This window comes from Pantoea sp. JK, assembly GCF_026130245.1.
Lineage (GTDB): Bacteria > Pseudomonadota > Gammaproteobacteria > Enterobacterales > Enterobacteriaceae > Pantoea > Pantoea trifolii.
Map to the genome: position 1 here is coordinate 171,627 of NZ_JAINFN010000005.1, position 21,457 is coordinate 193,083.

At 57.0% G+C, this 21,457-nt stretch carries 20 protein-coding genes; 9 read left to right on the forward strand and 11 right to left on the reverse strand.

What is annotated here, in order from left to right:
* Nucleotides 1-4 precede the first annotated feature (4 nt).
* Entirely contained in the window at nucleotides 5-1,132 is a 1,128-nt protein-coding gene (gene dapE / locus PanJK_RS13130; RefSeq protein ID WP_256697070.1) for a succinyl-diaminopimelate desuccinylase, read from the reverse strand.
* A gap of 1 nt (nucleotide 1,133) precedes the next feature.
* Complete coding sequence (locus PanJK_RS13135) at nucleotides 1,134-1,502, reverse strand: ArsC family reductase (protein ID WP_008108371.1); 369 nt, start codon at nucleotides 1,500-1,502, stop codon at nucleotides 1,134-1,136.
* A gap of 406 nt (nucleotides 1,503-1,908) precedes the next feature.
* Between PanJK_RS13135 and ypfM the strand changes: the two genes are divergently transcribed.
* Nucleotides 1,909-1,971 carry a protein YpfM gene (gene ypfM / locus PanJK_RS23995; protein WP_139221414.1) on the forward strand — a complete coding sequence of 21 codons (63 nt, stop codon included), beginning with the start codon at nucleotides 1,909-1,911 and terminating at the stop codon, nucleotides 1,969-1,971.
* A gap of 147 nt (nucleotides 1,972-2,118) precedes the next feature.
* Here the strand turns inward: ypfM and acrD are convergent, their stop codons facing one another.
* The 3 genes from acrD to narQ all read right to left on the reverse strand — a co-directional run bounded on the left by acrD (nucleotide 2,119) and on the right by narQ (nucleotide 7,812).
* Entirely contained in the window at nucleotides 2,119-5,235 is a 3,117-nt protein-coding gene (acrD, locus tag PanJK_RS13140) for a multidrug efflux RND transporter permease AcrD (RefSeq protein ID WP_061717936.1), read from the reverse strand.
* Nucleotides 5,236-5,429: 194 nt separating this feature from the next.
* Nucleotides 5,430-6,065: a response regulator gene (locus PanJK_RS13145; RefSeq protein WP_265300278.1), complete on the reverse strand. Its 636-nt coding sequence runs from the start codon at nucleotides 6,063-6,065 to the stop codon at nucleotides 5,430-5,432.
* A 58-nt stretch (nucleotides 6,066-6,123) separates the two neighbouring features.
* Nucleotides 6,124-7,812, reverse strand: coding sequence for a nitrate/nitrite two-component system sensor histidine kinase NarQ (narQ, locus tag PanJK_RS13150; protein ID WP_265300280.1), 1,689 nt, complete (start codon nucleotides 7,810-7,812; stop codon nucleotides 6,124-6,126).
* A gap of 237 nt (nucleotides 7,813-8,049) precedes the next feature.
* On the opposite strand from narQ, the gene PanJK_RS13155 reads away from it, so the two are divergent.
* From PanJK_RS13155 to nudK, 8 genes are all read left to right on the forward strand, one after another.
* Nucleotides 8,050-8,322: a YdgH/BhsA/McbA-like domain containing protein gene (locus PanJK_RS13155; RefSeq protein ID WP_265300282.1), complete on the forward strand. Its 273-nt coding sequence runs from the start codon at nucleotides 8,050-8,052 to the stop codon at nucleotides 8,320-8,322.
* A 296-nt stretch (nucleotides 8,323-8,618) separates the two neighbouring features.
* Nucleotides 8,619-10,109 (forward strand): L-asparagine permease, encoded by a 1,491-nt coding sequence (ansP, locus tag PanJK_RS13160; RefSeq protein ID WP_256697066.1) that lies wholly within the window; start codon nucleotides 8,619-8,621, stop codon nucleotides 10,107-10,109.
* Between the two features lie 163 nt (nucleotides 10,110-10,272).
* Nucleotides 10,273-10,743 carry a ferredoxin-type protein NapF gene (napF, locus tag PanJK_RS13165; RefSeq protein WP_265300285.1) on the forward strand — a complete coding sequence of 157 codons (471 nt, stop codon included), beginning with the start codon at nucleotides 10,273-10,275 and terminating at the stop codon, nucleotides 10,741-10,743.
* Nucleotides 10,733-11,011 (forward strand): chaperone NapD, encoded by a 279-nt coding sequence (locus PanJK_RS13170; RefSeq protein WP_008107865.1) that lies wholly within the window; start codon nucleotides 10,733-10,735, stop codon nucleotides 11,009-11,011. The genes napF and PanJK_RS13170 overlap by 11 nt, the downstream gene beginning before the upstream one ends.
* Nucleotides 11,008-13,494, forward strand: a complete 2,487-nt coding sequence (gene napA / locus PanJK_RS13175; RefSeq protein WP_265300289.1) for a nitrate reductase catalytic subunit NapA — start codon at nucleotides 11,008-11,010, stop codon at nucleotides 13,492-13,494. Before PanJK_RS13170 ends, napA begins: the two co-directional genes overlap by 4 nt.
* Nucleotides 13,495-13,505: 11 nt before the next feature.
* Nucleotides 13,506-13,937: a nitrate reductase cytochrome c-type subunit gene (gene napB / locus PanJK_RS13180; protein ID WP_007890846.1), complete on the forward strand. Its 432-nt coding sequence runs from the start codon at nucleotides 13,506-13,508 to the stop codon at nucleotides 13,935-13,937.
* Nucleotides 13,938-13,944: 7 nt separating this feature from the next.
* Nucleotides 13,945-14,529, forward strand: coding sequence for a cytochrome c-type protein NapC (gene napC, locus PanJK_RS13185; protein ID WP_008107860.1), 585 nt, complete (start codon nucleotides 13,945-13,947; stop codon nucleotides 14,527-14,529).
* A gap of 167 nt (nucleotides 14,530-14,696) precedes the next feature.
* On the forward strand, nucleotides 14,697-15,275 hold the full coding sequence (gene nudK, locus PanJK_RS13190) for a GDP-mannose pyrophosphatase NudK (RefSeq protein ID WP_061717931.1): 579 nt from the start codon (nucleotides 14,697-14,699) through the stop codon (nucleotides 15,273-15,275).
* 84 nt (nucleotides 15,276-15,359) lie between these two features.
* On the opposite strand, the gene PanJK_RS13195 is transcribed toward nudK, so the two are convergent.
* Genes PanJK_RS13195 through PanJK_RS13220 form a run of 6 tightly spaced genes read right to left on the reverse strand, consistent with a single transcriptional unit; the run spans nucleotide 15,360 to nucleotide 21,457 of the window.
* The gene (locus PanJK_RS13195; RefSeq protein WP_265300544.1) at nucleotides 15,360-16,322 is read right to left on the reverse strand and encodes a ribokinase; all 963 of its coding nucleotides are present in this window, start codon (nucleotides 16,320-16,322) and stop codon (nucleotides 15,360-15,362) included.
* Nucleotides 16,322-17,215, reverse strand: coding sequence for an allose kinase (gene alsK / locus PanJK_RS13200; RefSeq protein WP_256697062.1), 894 nt, complete (start codon nucleotides 17,213-17,215; stop codon nucleotides 16,322-16,324). The genes PanJK_RS13195 and alsK overlap by 1 nt, the downstream gene beginning before the upstream one ends.
* Entirely contained in the window at nucleotides 17,212-17,904 is a 693-nt protein-coding gene (alsE, locus tag PanJK_RS13205; protein WP_256698437.1) for a D-allulose 6-phosphate 3-epimerase, read from the reverse strand. Before alsE ends, alsK begins: the two co-directional genes overlap by 4 nt.
* Nucleotides 17,904-18,953, reverse strand: coding sequence for an ABC transporter permease (locus PanJK_RS13210; protein ID WP_179449942.1), 1,050 nt, complete (start codon nucleotides 18,951-18,953; stop codon nucleotides 17,904-17,906). The genes alsE and PanJK_RS13210 overlap by 1 nt, the downstream gene beginning before the upstream one ends.
* A gap of 16 nt (nucleotides 18,954-18,969) precedes the next feature.
* A complete protein-coding gene (locus PanJK_RS13215; RefSeq protein WP_256697061.1) occupies nucleotides 18,970-19,959 on the reverse strand; it encodes an ABC transporter permease in 990 nt (329 codons plus the stop codon).
* Nucleotides 19,952-21,457, reverse strand: a complete 1,506-nt coding sequence (locus PanJK_RS13220; protein WP_265300545.1) for a sugar ABC transporter ATP-binding protein — start codon at nucleotides 21,455-21,457, stop codon at nucleotides 19,952-19,954. Before PanJK_RS13220 ends, PanJK_RS13215 begins: the two co-directional genes overlap by 8 nt.

A 21,457-nucleotide genomic window follows, 5' to 3' on the forward strand; every position in this document is an offset into this window, starting at 1 on the left:
GCGCTTAGGCGATCAGCTGTTCCATGATGCGCTGATACATACGGCTCAGCATCTGCAAATCTGACGCTTTCACGCACTCATTGATCTTATGAATGGTGGCGTTCACCGGGCCCAGTTCCACCACCTGCGCACCCATGCGCGCGATAAAGCGCCCATCGGAGGTACCGCCGGTCGTCAGTAACTGCGGCTTAATCTCATTATAGTGCGTCACAGCGTTTACCACGGCATCCACCAGCTTACCGCGTGAGGTCAGGAACGGCTGACCGGAAACATTCCACTCTAGCGTGTAGCGCAGCTGATGGCGATTGAGCAGTTCCGCCACGCGATCTTTGATCATCTGATCGGTCAATTGCGTACTGAAACGGAAGTTGAACTGCACAAAGAATTCGCCAGGAATCACGTTGTTGCTGCCGGTGCCGGCCTGCACATTAGCGATCTGCATGCTGGTCGGCGGGAAGAATTCATTGCCTTCATCCCACACGGTTTCCACCAGCTCATTCAGCGCCGGCATGGCGCGATGCACCGGATTATCCGCCAGATGCGGATAGGCCACGTGGCCCTGCACGCCGTGAATGGTGAGATTCGCGGTCATCGAGCCGCGACGGCCATTCTTCACCACATCACCCACGATTTCGGTGCTCGACGGTTCGCCGACCAGGCAATAATCCATGCGTTCGTTGCGCGCCATCAGGCGTTCAACCACTTTCACCGTACCGTTAACCGCGCTGGCTTCTTCATCGGAGGTAATCAGAAACGCCAGACGACCTTTATGCTGCGGATTAGTGGCAACAAAGCGTTCCGCTGCCACCACCATCGCTGCCAGCGAGCCTTTCATATCTGCCGCGCCACGACCAAACAGCATGCCATCGCGGATGCTCGGTTCAAACGGCGGGCTGATCCAGCGGTTGGCGTCACCCGGCGGGACCACATCGGTATGACCGGCAAACGCCAGCGTTTCGCCCTGGCCGCGCGTCGCCCAAAAGTTCAGCGTATCGCCAATGTGCATCGGCTCAACGCTGAAGCCGATGGCTTCCAGACGCGCAATCAGCAGCGCCTGACAACCGGCATCATCCGGGCTGAGAGACGGGCGACGGATAAGCTGCTGAGCCAGCTCAATAACCGGACAGAACATGTTATGACTTCTCCTGGATAAAGGCGGAATAAAGGGAATCGTTGAAGCCGACCAGCAGATCGCCATTCGGTGCGGCTAACACCGGACGCTTGATGATGGCAGGTTGCGCCAGCATCACCGCTTTGGCGCTGGCGGCATCGTTTACCGCATCGCGTTCGGCTTCCGGCAGCTTGCGCCACGTGGTACCGCGCGTGTTGAGCAGCGCCTCATAACCGAGCTGATCGATAAACGATTGCAGCAGCGCGTCATCAATGCCATCCACGCGATAGTCATGAAAACAGTAGTCGATACCGGAAGACGCTAAATAGTTGCGTGCTTTTTTAATCGTGTCGCAATTTTTAATTCCGTACATCACCCACTGCGCTGTCATCGCTTATTCCCGTTTAGTAAAAAAATAAAGCGCGAGTTTACCACAGCGCTCTAAGGGCTGTGAGCGCTGACGGCGAAAGCCTGCCTGATTCAGGTATTTTTCATGACCCTTTTACCGTTATAAAACTTATTACTTAGGGCCGGGAAGCGCTTTCACTTACGCACTCAATAATTGCCTGCGACATCATTAAGCCACTAAGGATTATCCTAATCACCATTTTCTGCTATGCGATTTAAGTCAGGTATTTTTCCTGACGTATTATAGAGTTGCTGAAATGTGCGTCAGTACGCAATTTCTGCAGATTGAAGATTTTCGACGCTTTTGCCGATAGTGATAACAGGTGGAAACGTATTCACCTGTAGAAAAAAACGGCGTAGAATTGCCGCTACAATAAGAGAGGATTTTTATGGTCGACACCGAAATGGGAAACTGGAAAGAATTCATCGAAGCGATGTTACGCAACAAGTAACGCGTGAAGAGAAAAGCAGGGCATTTCCCAACTTGCTGTAATTCTTACCACACACAACAATAAAGCCGCCATGACGTTCATGGCGGCTTTTTTTGTAGGGGCGCCATTCATGGCGACCGAAGAAATACACGCAGCGGAATGGCGTGTTTAATCGTGCGGCTTCTCTTTCAGCGGGAAGCGGCGGCGCACCACCACAAAGAACAACGGCACAAAGAAAATCGCCAGCACGGTAGCGGAAATCATCCCGCCCATTACGCCGGTACCTACCGCGTGCTGGCTGCCGGAACCGGCACCGCTGCTGATCGCCATCGGCAGCACGCCGAAGATAAACGCCAGAGAAGTCATCAGGATCGGGCGCAGTCGCTGGCGTGACGCTTCCAGCGTCGACTCCATCAGTTCGCGCCCTTTGCTGTTGATCTCATTGGCGAACTCGACAATCAAAATGGCATTCTTCGCCGACAAGCCGATCACCGTAAGCAAGCCCACCTGGAAATAGACATCGTTCTCCAGCCCGCGCATCCAGGTTGCCACCAGCGCACCCACGACGCCGAGCGGAACCACCAGCATCACCGAGAACGGAATTGACCAGCTCTCATACAGCGCCGCCAGACACAGGAACACCACCAGCAGCGAAATCGCATACAGCGCGGGCGCCTGCGAACCGGATAAGCGTTCCTGATAGGATGCGCCGGTCCACTGGAAGCCGACGCCGAGCGGCAGCTGACCAACCAGTTTTTCCATCACATCCATCGCTGTACCGCTACTGACGCCGTTCGCCGCTTCACCGACAATCTCCAGTGCGGAGTAACCGTTGTAACGCTCCAGACGCGGTGAACCGGTTTGCCAGTGGCTGGTGGCGAAGGCGGAGAAGGGCACCATGCCGCCGCTGCTGTTACGCACGTACCACTTGTTGACGTCTTCCGGTAGCATGCGGAACTCTGCCGCTGCCTGCACGTAGACTTTCTTCACGCGGCCGCGATCGAGGAAGTCATTGACGTAGGTCGAGCCCCATGCGGTGGTTAAGGTGTCATTAATGGTATCCAGCGACACGCCCAGCGCCTGCGCTTTGCGCTGATCGACATCAATCTGCAACTGCGGGCTGTCGTCGAGGCCGTTGTGACGCACGCGCGACAGCGCCGGATTACTGTCGGCCAGCTCCAGTAACTTGTCACGCATCGCCATCAACTGCGTGTGGCCGATGCCACCGTGATCCTGCAGCTCCATATCGAAGCCCGACGAACTGCCCATGCCGGTAATCGCGGGTGGACTGCTGGCGATAACGCGCGCTTCGTTGATCTTGTGGAAGGCTTTGGTTGCGCGCTCAATGATGGCGAAAGAGGTGCGATCGCTGCCCGGACGCTCTTCCCAATCTTTCAAACGAACGAACAGGCGCGCCACGTTCTGGCCGTTACCGCCGGGACCCGCACCGATGGTGGAGAACACCGAGACCACATTGTCCTTCTCCTGGGTCATGTAGTAGTTCTCGACCTTCGCCACCACGTTCGAGGTTTGCTCCAGCGTTGCACCGGCAGGTAATTGCACCTGCGTCAGGAACACGCCGCGATCTTCCAGCGGCAGGAACGAGGTGGGCAGACGGATAAACAGGAACGCCATCAGGCCGATAATCGCGAGATAGAGCAGCAGCCAGCGACCGCCTTTGCGCAGAATTTTGGCGACGCCGCGCTCATAACGTTCCGCGCTGGCGTTGAAGGTGCGGTTAAACCAGCCGAAGAAGCCACGACGACCGTGATGATGACCTTGCTCCAGCGGTTTCAGCAGCGTGGAACAGAGCGCAGGCGTCAGAATCATCGCCACCAATACCGACAGCACCATCGCCGAAACGATAGTGATCGAGAACTGGCGATAGATGGCGCCGACGGTGCCGCCAAAGAACGCCATCGGCACAAACACCGCCGACAGCACCAGCGCAATACCGACCAGCGCGCCCTGAATCTGCCCCATCGATTTACGCGTGGCGGCGCGCGGCGACAGACCTTCTTCGCTCATGATGCGCTCGACGTTTTCCACCACTACGATGGCGTCATCCACCAACAAGCCGATGGCGAGCACCATGGCGAACATGGTGAGGGTGTTGATGCTGTAACCAAAGGCATAGAGCACCGCAAAGGTGCCGAGCAGCACCACCGGCACGGCGATGGTTGGAATCAGCGTGGCACGGAAGTTTTGCAGGAACAGATACATCACCAGGAACACCAGCAGGATCGCTTCCAGCAGGGTTTTCACCACGTCTTTAATCGAGGCCTTCACGAACGGCGTGGTTTCATAGGCGACTTTGGCCTCCAGCCCGTGCGGGAAGTAGTGCGACAGCTCAGCAATGCGCGCGCGCACCAGTTTGTCGGTGTTCATCTCGTTGGCACCGGAAGCCAGCTTAATGCCGAGCCCCGAAGCCGCCTGACCATTGTAGCGGCTGAGGAAGTCATATTTTTCCGCGCCCATCGCCACATCCGCCACATCGCCGAGCGTCACTACCGAGCCGTCGCTGTTGGTTTTCAGCGTCACCGCTTTGAACTGCTCAGGCGTTTGCAGCATCGACTGCGCATTTACCGTGGCGTTGAGCGCTTGCTTGTCAACCGACGGCAATCCGCCGACCTGACCCACCGCGACCTGCGCGTTCTGTGATTCAATCGCGCTCACCACATCTTCGGTGGTCAGCGCGTAGGCAATCAGCTTGTTGGGATCGAGCCAGATGCGCATCGCATATTGCGAGCCGTAAGCATCAACCTGACCGACGCCATCGATACGGCTGAGCGGATCCTGAATGTTACTGGCGACATAATCTGAAATATCCTGTTTGTCCATACTTCCGTCGGTGGAGACGAAGGCAATCATCAGGATATTGCTATCACCGGTTTTATTCACCGTCACGCCTTGTGACTGTACCGCTGCAGGCAGTTTACGCAGCGCACTTTGCAGCTGGTTTTGCACCTGCTGGCGCGCTTCATCAGGATTGGTGCCAGCGGTAAAGGTGAGGGTGATTTGGGCCTGGCCGGTGTTGCTGCTGTTGGAGGACATGTACATCAAATTATCGATGCCGGTCATGTTCTGTTCGATAACTTGCGTGACGGTGTTTTCCAGTGTTTCTGCGGATGCGCCGGGATAGTTGGCGGTAATACGCACGTTGGGCGGTGCGAGGTCGGGATATTGCTCAATCGGCAGCGAGATGATTGCCAGTGTGCCGCACAGGCAGAGCAAAATAGACAGAACCCAGGCAAAAATGGGGCGGTCGATAAAAAAATTCGACATGTAACCGACACTCCTCAACTGCGTATTTTTTACTTTTATTATGATGAGCGCGATGCGCGGATGGCGTCACGCTGGCGGAGTGCAAGGTCCTCTAACGAAAACGCCTGCTGATAGTACTTTACGCTGAGCAAATTAGAGAATCGTGAGTAAATTATGGAGAAAGTGTGAATGTCGTGATGATTTTATGTGCGCGATTACACATGTCGTCGACTCTCCAGCCACAGCACCGTCGCAGCAACGCGCGAACGGACATCCAGCTTGCGCAGCAGGTTGCGAATGTGCACTTTTACCGTCTCTTCGGAGATATGCAAGGTGGCGGCGATCTCCTTATTCGATAATCCGCGCGCCACTTCCTGCAGCACATCCAGCTCGCGTTCCGTCAGCTGTTTGAACGGATTCGACGTTGGCTGACGCGTTGCAAGATAATCGGCCACCGCATCGCTAAACACGTTTTCACCCTTTGCGCCGCGCATCACTTGCGCCAGCAGCAGTTCAGGTTCACTGTCTTTTAGCAAATAGCCGTCGGCGCCGGCATCCACCATCGCGTAGATATCATTGCGCGCATCAGAAACCGTCAGCACCAAAATGCGCGCGGCGATGCCTTCGTTGCGCAGCGCTTTCAACGTATCCAGCCCCGACATGCCTTTCATGTTGAGATCGAGCAGGATGACATCCGGCGATAAACGCCGCGCTTCGGCCAGCGCTTCGGTGCCGTTATTGGCTTCGGCCACCACTTCCAGCCGAGGCTCCAGCGCCAGCAGCTGGCGAATGCCACGGCGCATCAGCGGATGATCATCAACGATCATAATTGTCAGGGAAGGTTTAGCCATAATCTCTCCAGTTTTTAATCTCGTAGGGGCGCCATTCATGGCGACCTCATGCTCATTGTTAACTCAGCCGATGCGCCGGGCGCGGCGGAAAACGCAGCGTCACGCGCGTGCCTTGCGCCTGCGGGGTAATCATCAGCGTGCCGGATAAGCGTGCGGCGCGTTCCGCCATGATGGTTAAACCATAATGTCCCGGCGGTTCTTCAAGGCTGCTGATACCGCAGCCATCGTCTTCAATGGTCAGCAGGTGGTCCTCATCAGCGACACGCTGATAATGAATCTGAATATTTTTCGCCTGCGCATGACGAATCGCGTTGAGCAGCGCTTCACGCGCAATCTGCAGCACATGCACTTGCTGCTGGGCATCCAGCATCTGCAAGCCGGGCTGATAATCGAAGTCGATGGCCGCCTGCGATTGCTCCTGCAGTGGCGCAATCATCGCCTGCATCGCCTGCACCAAATCGGCCTGTTCGATGGTCAGGCGGAAAGTGGTCAGCAGCTCGCGCAGCTGCTGATAGGCTTCGGCCAGCGCGCGATCAAAATCAGCGATAATCGCCAGCGCCTGCGGTTGCGACTCATCGACATTACGCCGCAGCAAAGCCAGCTGGATGCGCAGGAAAGAGAGCGACTGCGCCAGTGAATCGTGCAATTCGCGCGCAATGGTGGCGCGCTCTTCTATTAATAGCATCTGCTGATACTGTTTTTGCGTCTGCCAAATCCACAGCGCGCGCGCCAGCATGTTCGCCAGGCTCTGCATCAGTTCGTCGGCGGGCGGTGCACGGCGGGTTTGCCAGCACAGCTCGCCCAGCCGCTGCTCTTCCTGCATCAAAGGCAATCGCTGCCAGCTTAAATCATCCGCCGCCACACCGGCCTGAAACTCAATACCCTCGCTGACAATTTGCAGCACCGTTAATGCTTCACGCCGCTGCACCAGACGCAGCAATCCCTGAAACAATTCGGGATTGGGTGGGCTGCTGGTGAGAATTTGTGAGCTTTCATACAGCAGGGAAAGCGTGCGATTGGCCTGGGTGAGATCTTCGGTTTTATCGCGCACCGCGCACTCCAGCAGGCGATAGTGCGAATGCAGCCGTTCCGCCATGGTGGTGAAGGCCTGCGCCAGCACACCCAGTTCATTGGGTTGTTGCACCGGCAGCGGCGGAAAAGCGAAATTCGCCTGCTCAACATATTGGCTGGCGGTCACCAGCGCGTTGAGCGGCCGCACGACGTTGCGGCGGATAAAGCGAATCGTCCACAGCGCCAGCGCCACAATCGCCAGAAAACCAAACAGGCTGCTGGCGGCCACCAGATGCATTTTCAGTTCAGCATAATGCTGCAATGCCAGCACGAAGCGGTCGATCTCACTAACGTAGCCCGCGACACGCTGCTGATAGATTTGCGCGCGCTCGGGCTGCAATGTCTCCTGCAACATCGGCCAGCTGTCATGCAGATAGCGATAGCGGCTGCTCACTTCAAGCGGCACCCACGCGCGCTCCAGATGTTGCAGTGCCGGGGATTCCAGCGTTTGCCGGTAGAGTTGAATGTGATGTTCCAGCTGCTGCGGATCGCGCGTGCTGTCCCACGCCAGGCGGTAAATCTGCATACGCAGCGATCCGGCGACATTCACCGCTTCGGCATCGCGCAGGCTGCTGGAGAGCGTCATCAGCGCCAGCCCGGTGGTCAACAGCGACAGCAGCACAATCACGCTGAGTGCACGGGCAATGGTTCGAGTAACGGGACGTTTCACAATCACAATAATAACCCTTATAAGAGCGTGGGATTATAGGGCAGCCGTGCGATAACGGCGAGTTCGATCTCGTCACATCAGGTTACTTTTAGCAGATAAAACCCTTTCTCTTTACCTTTCCCTAAGTAACTCGCGTTTCGCTGGCGAATTATTAAACGGCTTTACGGCTTGCTCAACCTGGTTTTCATTCCCTGCGTGATAATGAGTCCTGTAACCCTTAACGGAAGACAACAGGAGCATCATATGAAGAGACGTTATGCCGTTCTGACTGCTGCACTGCTTGCCACCGCAAGTTTCTCGACGCTGGCAGCCCAGCCCGTAAGCGCTACAGAAGCGCAAAACCTGCAAAGCGTCGGCACCGTTTCCATCACCGGCGTACGCGGTACGCTGGATGATGCAACGCGCCATCTGTCGCAGAAAGCGCAGGAGCAAGGTGCCAGCGGGTATCGCGTGATTGGTGTACAAACCCCAGGGGATTCCAGCCTGTGGAGCGGCACCGCAGAGATTTACCGTTAATTTCCTCCAGTAGTAACCCTGTAGTAGTCGTTATCCCTGTAGCCATCCCTTTTACCGGTCAGCCCTCTGACCGGTTTTTTTGTGCACCGCGACGGATTATTACAATTCATCTTGTGCAGCCTGGCGGTATTTTTTGCTTCGTTCTTGCAGAACGGGTAGGATTCATCGCCGTAAATTCCCACCCCGCCACGCGACATCGTTCCGCCGCGTGACGCTGGGTTTTTACCCCATTTCGCACCGCCCTACGCAATCGTTTGGTTTGGCGGTGATTGATGGTCAGGACAAACAGGATGGCTATGAAATCAACTAAAAAAACCGCAGCCGAACAACGCGCTGCGAAAAGACGCTGGCTCAACTCGCACGACAGCGGTTACCAAAAAGCAATGGGTAACCGTCAGGTACAAATGATCGCCATCGGCGGTGCTATCGGTACCGGTCTGTTCCTCGGTGCTGGCGCGCGCCTGCAAATGGCCGGTCCTGCACTGGCGCTGGTTTATCTGGTGTGCGGTATCTTCTCCTTCTTTATCCTCCGTGCGTTGGGCGAACTGGTATTACACCGTCCTTCCAGCGGCAGCTTTGTTTCTTATGCGCGTGAATTCCTTGGGGAAAAAGCGTCTTACGTTGCGGGCTGGATGTACTTCGTCAACTGGGCGATGACCGGTATTGTCGATATCACCGCCGTCGCGCTTTATATGCACTATTGGGGCGCGTTTGGCGATGTGCCGCAGTGGGTGTTTGCGCTGGGCGCGCTGGCGATTGTCGGTACCATGAACATGATCGGCGTGAAGTGGTTCGCCGAGATGGAGTTCTGGTTCGCGCTGGTCAAAGTGCTGGCGATTGTGGCGTTCCTGATTGTGGGAACGATATTCCTGGGAAGTGGTAAGCCGCTCGACGGTAACACCACAGGATTCCACTTGATCACCGATAACGGCGGCTTCTTCCCGCACGGTTTGCTGCCAGCGCTGGTGTTGGTGCAGGGCGTGGTATTTGCCTTCGCCTCGATTGAGCTGGTGGGAACTGCAGCAGGCGAGTGTAAAGATCCCAAAACCATGCTGCCGAAAGCCATCAACAGCGTGATCTGGCGTATCGGCCTGTTCTACGTCGGTTCGGTGGTGTTACTGGTGCTGCTGCTGCCGTGGAATGCTTATCAGGCGGGGCAAAGCCCGTTTGTGACCTTCTTCTCTAAACTTGGCGTGCCTTACATCGGTAGCGTGATGAACATCGTGGTGCTGAGCGCCGCGCTGTCGAGCCTCAACTCGGGGCTTTATTCTACCGGTCGTATCCTGCGTTCGATGTCGATGGGCGGTTCTGCACCGCAGTTCATGTCGAAGATGAGCAAACAGCAGGTGCCGTATGCCGGTATTCTGGTGACCATCGGTGTATACATATTTGGTGTGGTACTCAACTACTACGTGCCTTCACAGGTATTTGAAATCGTTCTGAACGTTGCTTCGCTCGGCATCATTTCGTCGTGGGGCTTTATCGTGGTGTGCCAGATGCGTTTGCGCAAAGCGATTAGAGAAGGCAAGGCAGACGACGTCAGCTTTAAACTGCCGTGGGCGCCGTTTACTTCATGGTTGACGCTGCTGTTCCTGGCGAGCGTGCTGGTGTTGATGGCGTTTGACTATCCAAACGGCACCTACACCATCGCCTCAATCCCGTTAATTGCCGTGATTCTGGTGCTGGGCTGGTTTGGCGTGCGCAAACGCGTGCATGCTGAAGCGCAGAAAGAGCATGAACATCATGCTGAGAATCACGATACGCTGGCGGAAGATTCACCGCGCTAATCACAGCGATTCTCATCTGCGGGGGCCTTTTGGCCCCCGTTTTTATTTCAATTCCCCTTCACTTGATCCCACGTCGGGATTTACCCCTTTGGGGTGATATAGCCCTCATTAGCGTCAGGTTATTTTACGCACCATCTCTCTTTCCCCCGTTTAAGGTGAACCGATGGCGCTGTCGCGACGTGAACTCTTTACCGGGCAGCGCGTAGCGTCTGCTGACGGCATCGCTTTGCCGTGGTGGCGGGGAGAGAACGGTTGTGATGGCTGCGGCAAATGCGTGGCTGCCTGCGAAACCCACATCATCCGCCTGGCTGCCGGTGAAGTACCGCACCTCGATTTTCTGCAGGGTGAATGCACGTTCTGCGCCGCCTGCGCAGAGGCTTGCCCGCAGCCGTTGTTCCACGCGCGTGAAACCGAGCCGTTTCCGCAACGCATTCGCATCGACAACCGCTGCATCACCTTTCTTGGCGTGAATTGCCGCAGCTGCCAGGAGAGTTGCGAACAGCAAGCCATCCGTTTCCATTTGATGCCGAACGGCATCGCACAGCCTGAAACCCTTCCGCAGCATTGCACCGGTTGCGGCGCCTGCATCGCGCCTTGCCCGGTCTCAGCCACAGGATTACATCATGAACCATGAACACAGTTGGCACGTCTGCGGCCTGGTGATTCAGGCGCGCCCGGCGTCGATTCCCGCCGTGAAAAGTGCGCTGTTGGCCTTTGACGATTGCGATATCGCTGCCGAAGACGCCGCGCGCGGCACGCTGGCGGTGACGCTGGGTGCGGCAGATAGCGCCGCGCTGCTGCGCAATATTGAAGAGAGCCGCAACATCGCTGGCGTGCTGGCGGTATCGCTGGTGTATCACCAGCAAGACGAAATTGAAGAACCTTGTAAGGAAGCATCATGAGTATAAGTCGTCGTGATTTTATGAAGGCCAATGCGGCGGCTGCTGCTGCCACGGCTGCAGGACTCACCATTCCTACCGTGACCAAAGCCGCGACCTCGCTGGCTGCGCCGATTCGCTGGGAAAAAGCGCCGTGCCGATTCTGCGGCACCGGCTGTGGCGTGCTGGTCGGCACCCAGGATGGCCGCGTAGTGGCTTCGCAGGGCGATCCGCAGGCCGAAGTGAACCGAGGTCTGAACTGTATCAAAGGCTATTTCCTGCCGAAGATCATGTACGGAAAAGATCGCCTGACCCAGCCGCTGCTGCGCATGACCGACGGTAAATATGCCAAAGAGGGTGAGTTCACGCCGGTCAGCTGGGATCAAGCCTTCGACATCATGGAAGAGAAGTTCAAAGCGGCGCTGAAAGCCAACGGCCCGGATTCGGTCGGCATGTTCGGTTCCGGCCAGTGGACGGTATGGGAAGGTTACGCGGCCTCCAAGCTGATGAAAGCCGGTTTCCGCACCAACAACCTCGACCCGAACGCGCGTCACTGCATGGCTTCGGCGGTGGTCGGCTTTATGCGCACCTTCGGTATGGATGAACCGATGGGCTGCTACGACGACATTGAGCAGGCCGACGCCTTTGTGCTGTGGGGCTCGAACATGGCGGAGATGCACCCGATTCTCTGGTCACGTATCACCGCGCGTCGTCTTAGCAATGACAACGTCAAAGTGGCGGTGCTTTCCACCTATCGTCATCGCAGCTTTGAGCTGGCCGATAACGCGATCGTGTTCACGCCGCAAAGCGATTTGGTGATCCTCAACTTCATCGCCAACTACATTATTCAGAACAACAAGGTCGATAAAACCTTCCTGCAGAACCACGTGACGCTGCGCAAAGGTGTGACGGACATTGGTTACGGCTTGCGTCCCACCGATCCGCGTCAGGCTGCGGCGAAGAACCCGGACAGCGGCGAATCCACGCCGATGAGCTTCGACGAGTTTGCGAAGTTTGTTTCCGAGTACACGGTGGAAAAAGCCAGCGCAATGAGCGGCGTGGAGAAAGATCAGCTGATCGCACTCGCCGAACTCTATGCCGACCCGAAAGTGAACGTGGTGTCGTACTGGACCATGGGCTTCAACCAGCATACGCGTGGCGTGTGGGCCAATAACCTGTGCTACAACCTGCACTTATTGACCGGCAAAATCTCGCGTCCGGGCACCGGTCCGTTCTCGCTCACCGGCCAGCCGTCGGCGTGTGGCACGGCGCGTGAAGTTGGTACATTCGCCCACCGTTTACCGGCGGACATGGTGGTCAACAATGACAAACACCGCGCCACCGCCGAGAAGCTGTGGAAGCTGCCGCAGGGCACGGTGCCAGCCAAAATTGGTTTGCACGCCGTGGCGCAGGATCGCGCGCTAAAAGATGGCAAGCTCAACGCCTATTGGGTGATGTGTAACAACAATATGCAGGCCGGTCCGAACCTGACGCAGGAGCGTATGCCGGGCTGGCGCGATGAGCGCAACTTCATCGTGGTTTCCGATCCCTATCCCACCGTCAGCGCCTTGTCGGCTGACCTGATTCTGCCTACCGCGATGTGGGTGGAGAAAGAGGGCGCCTACGGCAACGCCGAGCGTCGCACCCAGTTCTGGCATCAGCAGGTGAAAGCGCCGGGCGATGCGAAATCCGATCTGTGGCAGCTGGTGAACTTCTCCAAACGTTTCAAAGTAGCGGAAGTGTGGCCGGAAGCGCTGCTGGCGCAGAATCCTGAGCTGCGCGACAAAACGCTGTTTGATGTGCTGTACGCCAACGGCCAGGTCAATCAGTTCCCGCTGAGTGAAGTGGCAGATGACCAGCTGAATGATGAAGCGCGCGAGTTTGGCTTCTACATCCAGAAAGGCTTGTTCGAGGAGTACGCCAGCTTTGGTCGCGGTCACGGCCACGATCTCGCGCCGTTCGATGTTTACCATCAGGCGCGCGGCTTGCGCTGGCCGGTTGTCGATGGCAAAGAGACGCGCTGGCGCTATCGCGAAGGATACGACAGCTACGTGAAAGCCGGTGAAGGCGTGCGTTTCTACGGCAAGCCGGATGGCAAAGCCACCATCTTCGCGCTGCCTTACGAAGCGCCAGCGGAATCGCCGGATGAAGAGTATGACTTGTGGTTCTGTACCGGTCGCGTACTGGAACACTGGCATACCGGCACCATGACGCGTCGCGTGCCGGAGCTGCACCGCGCGGTGCCGCAGGCGCTACTCTATATACATCCGCTGGATGCCAAAGAGCGCAATTTCCGTCGCGGCGAGAAGGTCCGCGTGGTATCGCGTCGTGGTGAAACCCTTGCCACCGTGGAGACGCGCGGTCGCAATCAGCCGCCAAAAGGTCTGGTATTTATGCCGTTCTTTGATGCGGGCGTGCTGGCCAACAACGTCACCCTGGACGCCACCGATCCGCTGTCGAAGCAGACCGATTACAAAAAATGCGCCGTCAAGCTGGTTAAAATTTAAGGCAGGATGCAATGAAACCCTTAATCACACTCGTTACTTTGGCCGCCCTGATGCTGGGCGGCACGGTTTACGCCAATAACGGCGTCGATCTCAACCAGTCACCGGAAGTGACGGCCACGCAGCAGGGCACTATTCATCAGCCCAAAGAGCAGAGCCGCAAGCCGTTGAACTACGTGAATCAGCCGCCGGTGATCCCGCACAGCGTGGATGGCTATCAGGTGACGAAAAACGTGAACCGTTGTCTGCAGTGTCACGGCACGCAGAGCTATCTCACCACCGGCGCGCCGCGTGTCAGCCCAACGCACTTTACCGATCGCGATGGTCTGGTGAGCAGCACCGTGTCGCCGCGCCGCTACTTCTGCCTGCAGTGTCACGTACCGCAAACCGATGCCAAACCGGTGGTGGAAAACACCTTCAAACCGGCTGACGGATTCGGTAAGTGAGGACATGATGAAAGAGAAACTTCTGCGCATCTGGCGCTGGTGGCGACGTCCAAGTCGTCTGGCGCTCGGCACCTTGCTGATTCTGGGCTTTGCTGGCGGCATCATTTTCTGGGGCGGCTTCAACACCGCGATGGAGATGACCAACCGTGAGCAGTTCTGTATCGGCTGCCACGAGATGCGCAATAACGTCTATCAGGAATATATGCAGACGGTGCACTACAACAACCGCAGCGGCGTGCGCGCCACCTGTCCGGATTGTCATGTGCCGCACGAGTGGGGCCCGAAAATGCTGCGTAAGATCCAGGCGAGCAAAGAGGTGTATGCCAAGATTTTCGGCATCATCGATACGCCGCAAAAGTTCGAGGATCACCGCATCGAGCTGGCGCAAAACGAGTGGCGCAGGATGAAAAACAACAATTCGCAGGAGTGTCGTAACTGCCACAACTTTGATTATATGGATTTCACTGCGCAGAAAACCGTGGCCGCGAAGATGCATAGCAAGGCGATTGAGGAAGGGAAAACCTGTATCGATTGTCACAAAGGTATCGCGCACCATCTGCCGGATATGAAAGATCAGCCAAACGGTTTTTGAACCGGTTGCCATAAATGGCGACCCTACGTTTGAGCGTGTTTCCCCCATAGGGTCGCCATTTATGGCGACCTCCTTTTTATACCTCCACCATCCTCACAATTCAGATAGTTTTCTCCGCCGCTTCGTCCTATCATCTCAGGCTCCCTCAATTTAGCAGTGGAGCGGTTATGTCGTTAAAGATCAACATCATCAAAGACAAGTTGCTGTCAGAAAACTGGTTTGTGCTGCGCAACTTCACCTACGAACTCACCCGCAACAACGGCGAAGTCGTGCGTCACAAGCGCGAAGTTTACGATCGCGGTAACGGCGCCACCATCCTGTTGTATAACACTGAAAAAAATAGCGTTCTGCTGGTGCGTCAGTTCCGTATAGCTACCTATGTGAATGGCAACGAAAGCGGCGAGCTGATTGAGACCTGCGCGGGGCTGCTGGATGACGACTCGCCGGAAGAGTGCATTCGCAAAGAAGCGATTGAAGAGACCGGTTATCAGGTGGGCAAGGTGGAGAAACTCTACGAAGTCTATATGTCGCCGGGCGGTGTCACCGAATTGATCCACTTCTTCGCTGCGCAATACAGCGATGCGCAGCGCGCCAACAACGGCGGTGGCGTTGAGGATGAAGAGATTACCGTGCTGGAGCTGAGTTTCCCGGAAGCGCTGGCGATGGTGAAAGACGGCCGCATTCGTGACGGCAAAGCCATTATGCTGTTGCAGCATGCCCAGATCGCCGGGTGGTTAAAGCCGTAAATTTGGCCAGGTCGCCATAAATGGCGACCCTACAACACCCGTAGGGTCGGCATTTATGCCGACCTTGTCCATTACCGCACAGGATTATACCAATTCTCCCAACGCTTCCGGTACACACTCTGGATACGCCTGCAACCGCGCCAGCGCTTCGGCGTAAGAGGGCATCGAGTGAGCCGCACCGGAGCGTTCCACGCACAGCGAAGCGTAAGCTGAAGCAAATAGCGCTGCCTGCGGCAGTTCATCGCCAGAAGCCAGCCGCGCCGCCAGTGCGCCGTTAAACGCATCGCCTGCGCCGGTGGTATCCAGCGGCTGCGCCGGGAAGAGCGGAATACGCAGCGGCGGCTGCCCGGCTACCGAAAGCAACGCGCCGGACACCCCCAAGGTAATAATCACCTGACGCGCGCCTTTGCGGTGCAGCTTTTCTGCCGCTTGCTGCGCGCTGGGGAAGTCGGTGACTTTCACGCCGGTTAGCTGCATCGCTTCGGTGCTGTTCGGCGTCAACAAGTCCACTTTCGCCAGCAGCGCATCAGTAACTTTCTGCCACGGTGCGGGATTCATAATCACAAAGGTGCCGCCAGCGCGCGCGTTGTCGAGCATGCGCTGGATGGCGCTGAGATTATTCTCCAGCTGCACCAGCAAAATATCGGCGGCGGCAACGGTGGGTTGGCAGCGCGTCACTTCGGCGGCAGTTACCGTGGTGTTTGCGCCGGGATAGACCGAAATCATGTTCTCGGCATCGTCACCGGCAACGTAAATCAGCGCATTGCCGGTGGGTTTCTCCTTGCAGGTAAACAAGGTGATGGCATCGAAACCGGTCTTTTCCAGATGACGACGCGCAAACATGCCGAAGTCATCGTTACCAATCTTCCCGATGTAGTGCACCCGCGCGCCGGCACGCAGCGCAGCCGTTGCCTGGTTGGCACCTTTGCCGCCCGGTCCCATCATGCTGGTATGGGCGGTGAGCGATTCGCCCGGCATCGGAAAGCGGTTCATCACCGCGACCACGTCGAGGTTGAACGAGCCAAACACACACACTTTTCCTTTCATCATGCACTCCTGAACAGACGTTCGGCGGCTAAACAGGCACCGCGACAACCGGTGTGATCGGTGGATTGGCTAAACACGATCTTCAAACCGTCGCGCGTGGCGGGTGGACGAAGATGCTGCTGAATCTGGCTGCGCAACTGCGCCAGCGGAAAGTCCGCCATCGCCAGCACGCCGCCGCCGAGAATCAGGTATTCCGGATCGAGGATGTTCATCTCGGTGGCAATCAACTGCGCCAGGCGCTGCACAAAAGCCTGTAGCTCCGGATGCTCGCGATGCTGGCTAAACAGCGCCGACATGTTAGTTTCTGGCACGTTAGCGCTCGCCCAGCGGCTTAGCCAGTGGCCGGAAGTGACGGTTTCCGCACAGCCACGATTGCCGCACGGGCAGGGCAGATCGTTGCCGGCAACGGGCACATGGCCAAGCTCACCCGCGCCGCCGTGCTGACCATGATAAAACTGACCGTTGATCCACAAGCTGTTGCCCATGCCGGTGCCGGGATACAAACCCACCGCGCTGTCCGGCAGCTGCTCCAGCTGCAGTAAATCCCACAGCATCAGATGGTTAACATCTTTATCCATCGCCACCGGCACGCCAAGACGTTCGGTAAGCAGCGCGGCAACCGGTTGTTGATCCAGCGCCTGAATAAATGGCAGAGAAATCACCTGCTGGCGGTCGCGGCTCAGAATGCCGGGTAATCCGAGCATCACGCCGCTGACCGGCTGCTGCTCCAGCGTTTCACTGATTAACTCGCCCAACGCGCTCAGCGCATCAGGTTGTTGCGCCCAGCTGGCCGTCGGCACTTTACGGAAGCTCGACCAAACGCGGCCTGCTTCCATTAGCTGCAGACGTGTGCCGGTGCCGCCAATGTCGATACCGAGCCAGCATTTTTTCATGCGGATACCTGCGCCAATCCCTGAGCCTCATCGATGCTTTCGCGCATCATATTCCAGGCGGTTTCCAGATCGTCGTGAATATTGAACAAACCGGAAGTACCAACAATTAGCACTTCTGCGCCCGCGCCAACCAGCGTGTTGTAAGTGCGGGTGTTACAGGAACCGTCGATCTCAATCAGGTATTGATAGCCGTTGGCCTGCTTCAGCGCTTTCAACTCCTGGACCTTCAGCACCATTTCCGGAATAAACGGTTGTCCGGCATAGCCCGGATCCACCGTCATCACGGTGATCTTATCCACCAGATGAATGTAGTGATGGATAAAGGAGACCGGCGTCGCGGGGTTGAGCACCACGCCAACTTTCTTACCGAAGCTGCGGATCATGTTGATCACGCGGAACGCATCGCGGTTAATGGTTTCGGCGTGCGGGCAGATGTAATCCGCGCCGGCTTTGGCAATCACTTCAATGAAATCGGTGGGTTGCTCGACCATCAAATGCACATCCAGCGCCACTTTGGTGAACGGGCGAATCTGCTCAATAAAGAACGGCGACAGCGTGATATTTTTCACGTAGTGACCATCCATAATATCGATGTGCAGGAAGTCGGCGCGGGAGTCCAGCACGGCGAGCTGGTGCTTGATCTCCATCAGATTCATACACATCAACGACGGGGAGACTTGAATACGCATCATACTTCCTTTTTTTCGGTCAAAGGGTTAAGCGCCGCGGCCAGCTTGCTGAGTTTGACGGCACGATGTTCGTTAAAGCGGGTTTTGAATTGTTTGAAGGCCAGCACCACAATCAGTACCGCGCCCCACATCGCCAGGCTGACGTGCTGGCTGATGTTCATCAGGTTGAAGCCGGTGGAGAGCACTTGCAGCGCGATCAGCGCCAGCACCACGCCGGTGACGCGACCAAAGCCGCCGTTGGGATCGGTGCCGCCAAGGATGATCGCCAGCACCGTCAGCAGCAGATACGCATCGCCGTAACCCATACGCGCCGAGTTGAAGCGTGCCATCATGATCAATCCGGCCAACACGCACAGCAGGCTGGAGATGACGTACACCAGAATCACCATGCGATGGGTGTTGATGCCGCTAAACCAGGTGGCGTTGATGTTGCTGCCGCCCATATAGATGCATTTACCGGCGCGGGTTTTGCCGAGGAACAGCGCTAGCAGCGCGGCGGCAATCAGGAACACCCACAGCGGCAGCGGAACACCAAGCAGCGTGTTGGAACCGAGCGCCTGCACCACCGACGGCATGCCGCTGACCGCCGCACCTTTGGTGAGCCAGATGCCGATACCGTTCAGCGTCATCATGGTCGCCAGCGTCACCAGAATCGGGTGCGCTCCGATGCGCGTTACCATCACGCCGGTAATCACGCCAATCAGCGCGGCAATCAGCATCGCGCCGATGATGGCGATGAACAGCCACAACAGTTGCATACCGGTTCCCGCATCGGCGGGCAGGGCGCGCATCAGCGTCCAGGCGATAAACAGCGCCGTCAGATTAGCGGTGGCGATGATCGCCAGATTCAGTCCGCCGCTGAGAATGGCGATAAACATCGCCAGCGTCAGCAAGCCGAGCTCAGGCAACTGGAACGCCATGCTCATAAAGGTCGAATCCGTGAGAAAGCGGCCCGGTAGCATGATGGTGAAGGTCGCCAGCGCCAGCGCAATGAGCAGCATCAGGCCGATATTGGTGCCGTCCGGACGCAGAGCAGAGAGTGATTTCATGTGAATGCGCCTTCCGTTAGACGAAACTGACATCAGTTTCTTTACGTTTTTTGTAGTGAGTCACGGCGATGGCCACCATGATCACGCCGCCCACCACGATGTTCATGAAGTAGTTGGAGACGCCAATCAGGTTGAGGCCGTTCTTCAGAATGGCGATGAGGAACACGCCCATTAAGGTGCCGCTCACCGTGCCTTTGCCGCCCATCAGGCTGGCACCGCCCAGCACCGTGGCCGCCAGCACATCCAGCTCGCCGCCAACCAGCGCATTCGGCACCACTTCACCCATGCGATAGACCTGCACTAAGCCGCCAATCGCCGCCATCGCACCCAGCCAGCCGTAGGCGAAGATGTGGATAAGACCCACGCGAATACCGATACGGCGCGCCGATTCCGCATCGCCGCCTACCGCATACAGCTGGCGGCCAAGATTGGTTTTGTTCAGCAGCAGCGCGGTGAGTCCGGCAATCACCAGCATGGTCACCAGCGGCAATCCAATCTGGAAGCTGTTGCCTTGCCAGTTGAAGGGCAGCACGCTGCGCAGCGTGATCCACCAGTCCGGCAGCGAATAGAGGCTTTTGCCGCCGGTTACCCACATCAACAGGCCAAACAGCAGCGACTGCATGCTGATGGTGATGATGATCGACACCACGCGCAGCGAGGTAATCAGCAGGGCGTTGATTACGCCAAACAGCGTGCCGCACACCACCGCCAGCAGAATGCTGAGCAGGGCGTTATCAAACTGGAACTGCACAAACAGCGAGGCGATCAGGTATTGCACCACCGACGCCACCGCAGCAAAGGAGATATCGATGCCGCCGGTCACCAGCACCACAAACAGGCCGAGGGCGAAGATGCCGGTCACGGCGTAGCTTTCCGCCAGATCCAGCAGGTTTTGCACCGTCAGGAACTGGTCGCTGGCGGCAGAGAAAAACACGATGAACGCCAGCAAAACCCAGGCAAGCCAGCCCTGGCTGGAGCTCGGACGTAAACGAGAAAAATCAGGCATTGATCACCTCCGCCAGCTGCTGTTGCTCAACGGTATCGGGTTGGTATTCGGCATGAACGGTGCCATCACGGAAGTGCAGGATGCGGTCGCAGTTGTACCAAACCTCGGGCACTTCGTCGGAAATCAGGATGATCGACAAACCTTCCTTCGCCAGCAGATGAATCAGCTGATAGATGCTGGCTTTAGCGCCGACATCCACGCCAACCGTGGGCGAATCGAGGATCAGGATGCGCGGCTGCGTCAGCACCCATTTCGCCAGCACGATTTTCTGCTGGTTGCCGCCGGAGAGCGTGGAGATCGCCAGATTGGGATCGGCGACGCGCACGCCAAGCTGCTGAATCCACTGCAGGATCAGCTTATTCTTGCGGTATTCGTCAATCAGGTGGAAACGGTTTTGCAGTTTGTCGAGGATCGGCAGCACCATGTTGTCGGCCACCGATTGCTGCTGCACCAAACCCAGCGTTAAGCGATCTTCAGAGACATAACCGATACCCGCTTTGATCGCGTCCTCGTGTCCACGGAAGCGCACCGGTTTGCTGTCGAGCCAGATCTTGCCGCTGTCGGGCTTGGTCATGCCAAACAGCGACAGCGCCAGTTCGGTACGGCCAGAGCCCAGCAGGCCGCACAGGCCCAGCACTTCGCCCTGATAGAGTTTGAAATTAACGTCGTGATATTGTCCGGCGCGCGTCAGCTTTTCGACTTCGAGGATCAGGCGATCGTCATTGCGCGTCGGCGTTTTTAGCTGATAGTCGAGTTTCAGGCCGGTCATCAGTTCGGTCAGATGGTGCGGCGTCATCGCTTTGGCGGGCCAGCAGCCCATTTTGCGGCCGTCGCGGATCACCGTCACGCGATCCGAAATCTCCAGCACTTCATCCAGACGATGGCTGACAAACACCACGCAGATGTTTTTGTCTTTGAGGTAACGCACGGTGCGCAGCAGCTGATTCACTTCGGTGCGCGTCAATGAAGCAGTCGGCTCATCCATGATCACCAGCCCCGCATCAGCGACCAGCGCACGGCAAATCGCTACCTGCTGGCGGGCGGCAATCGAAAGCGATGCCACTTTTTCATCGAGGTCGAGGTCAAACTTCAGCTCATCAATAATGCGCTGCGCCGATTCACGCAGTTTGGCTTTGCGGTGCCAGCCGAGCAGGCTACTCAGGTTGTGCTCGAAGGCGATGTTTTCCGCCACGCTGAGATTGGGGAACAGCGACAGATCCTGATAAATCACCTGGATGCCGAAGTCACGCGCCTGACGTGTGGTCAGGCGCGGGAAGCTTGGGCCTTCGCCCAGCGTAATGCGGCTGCCGCTATCCGGGGCGTGCACCCCGGAAATGACTTTGATTAAGGTGCTCTTGCCACAGCCGTTGGTGCCAGCGAGACAGTGCACTTCGCCAGCCAGTAAGGTCAGCGAGATATCGCTCAGTGCGCGGTTGCCACCAAATGTTTTCGACAGGTTGTCGAGCGCAATCAGCGTCTGTGGGATCACCTCTTTCAT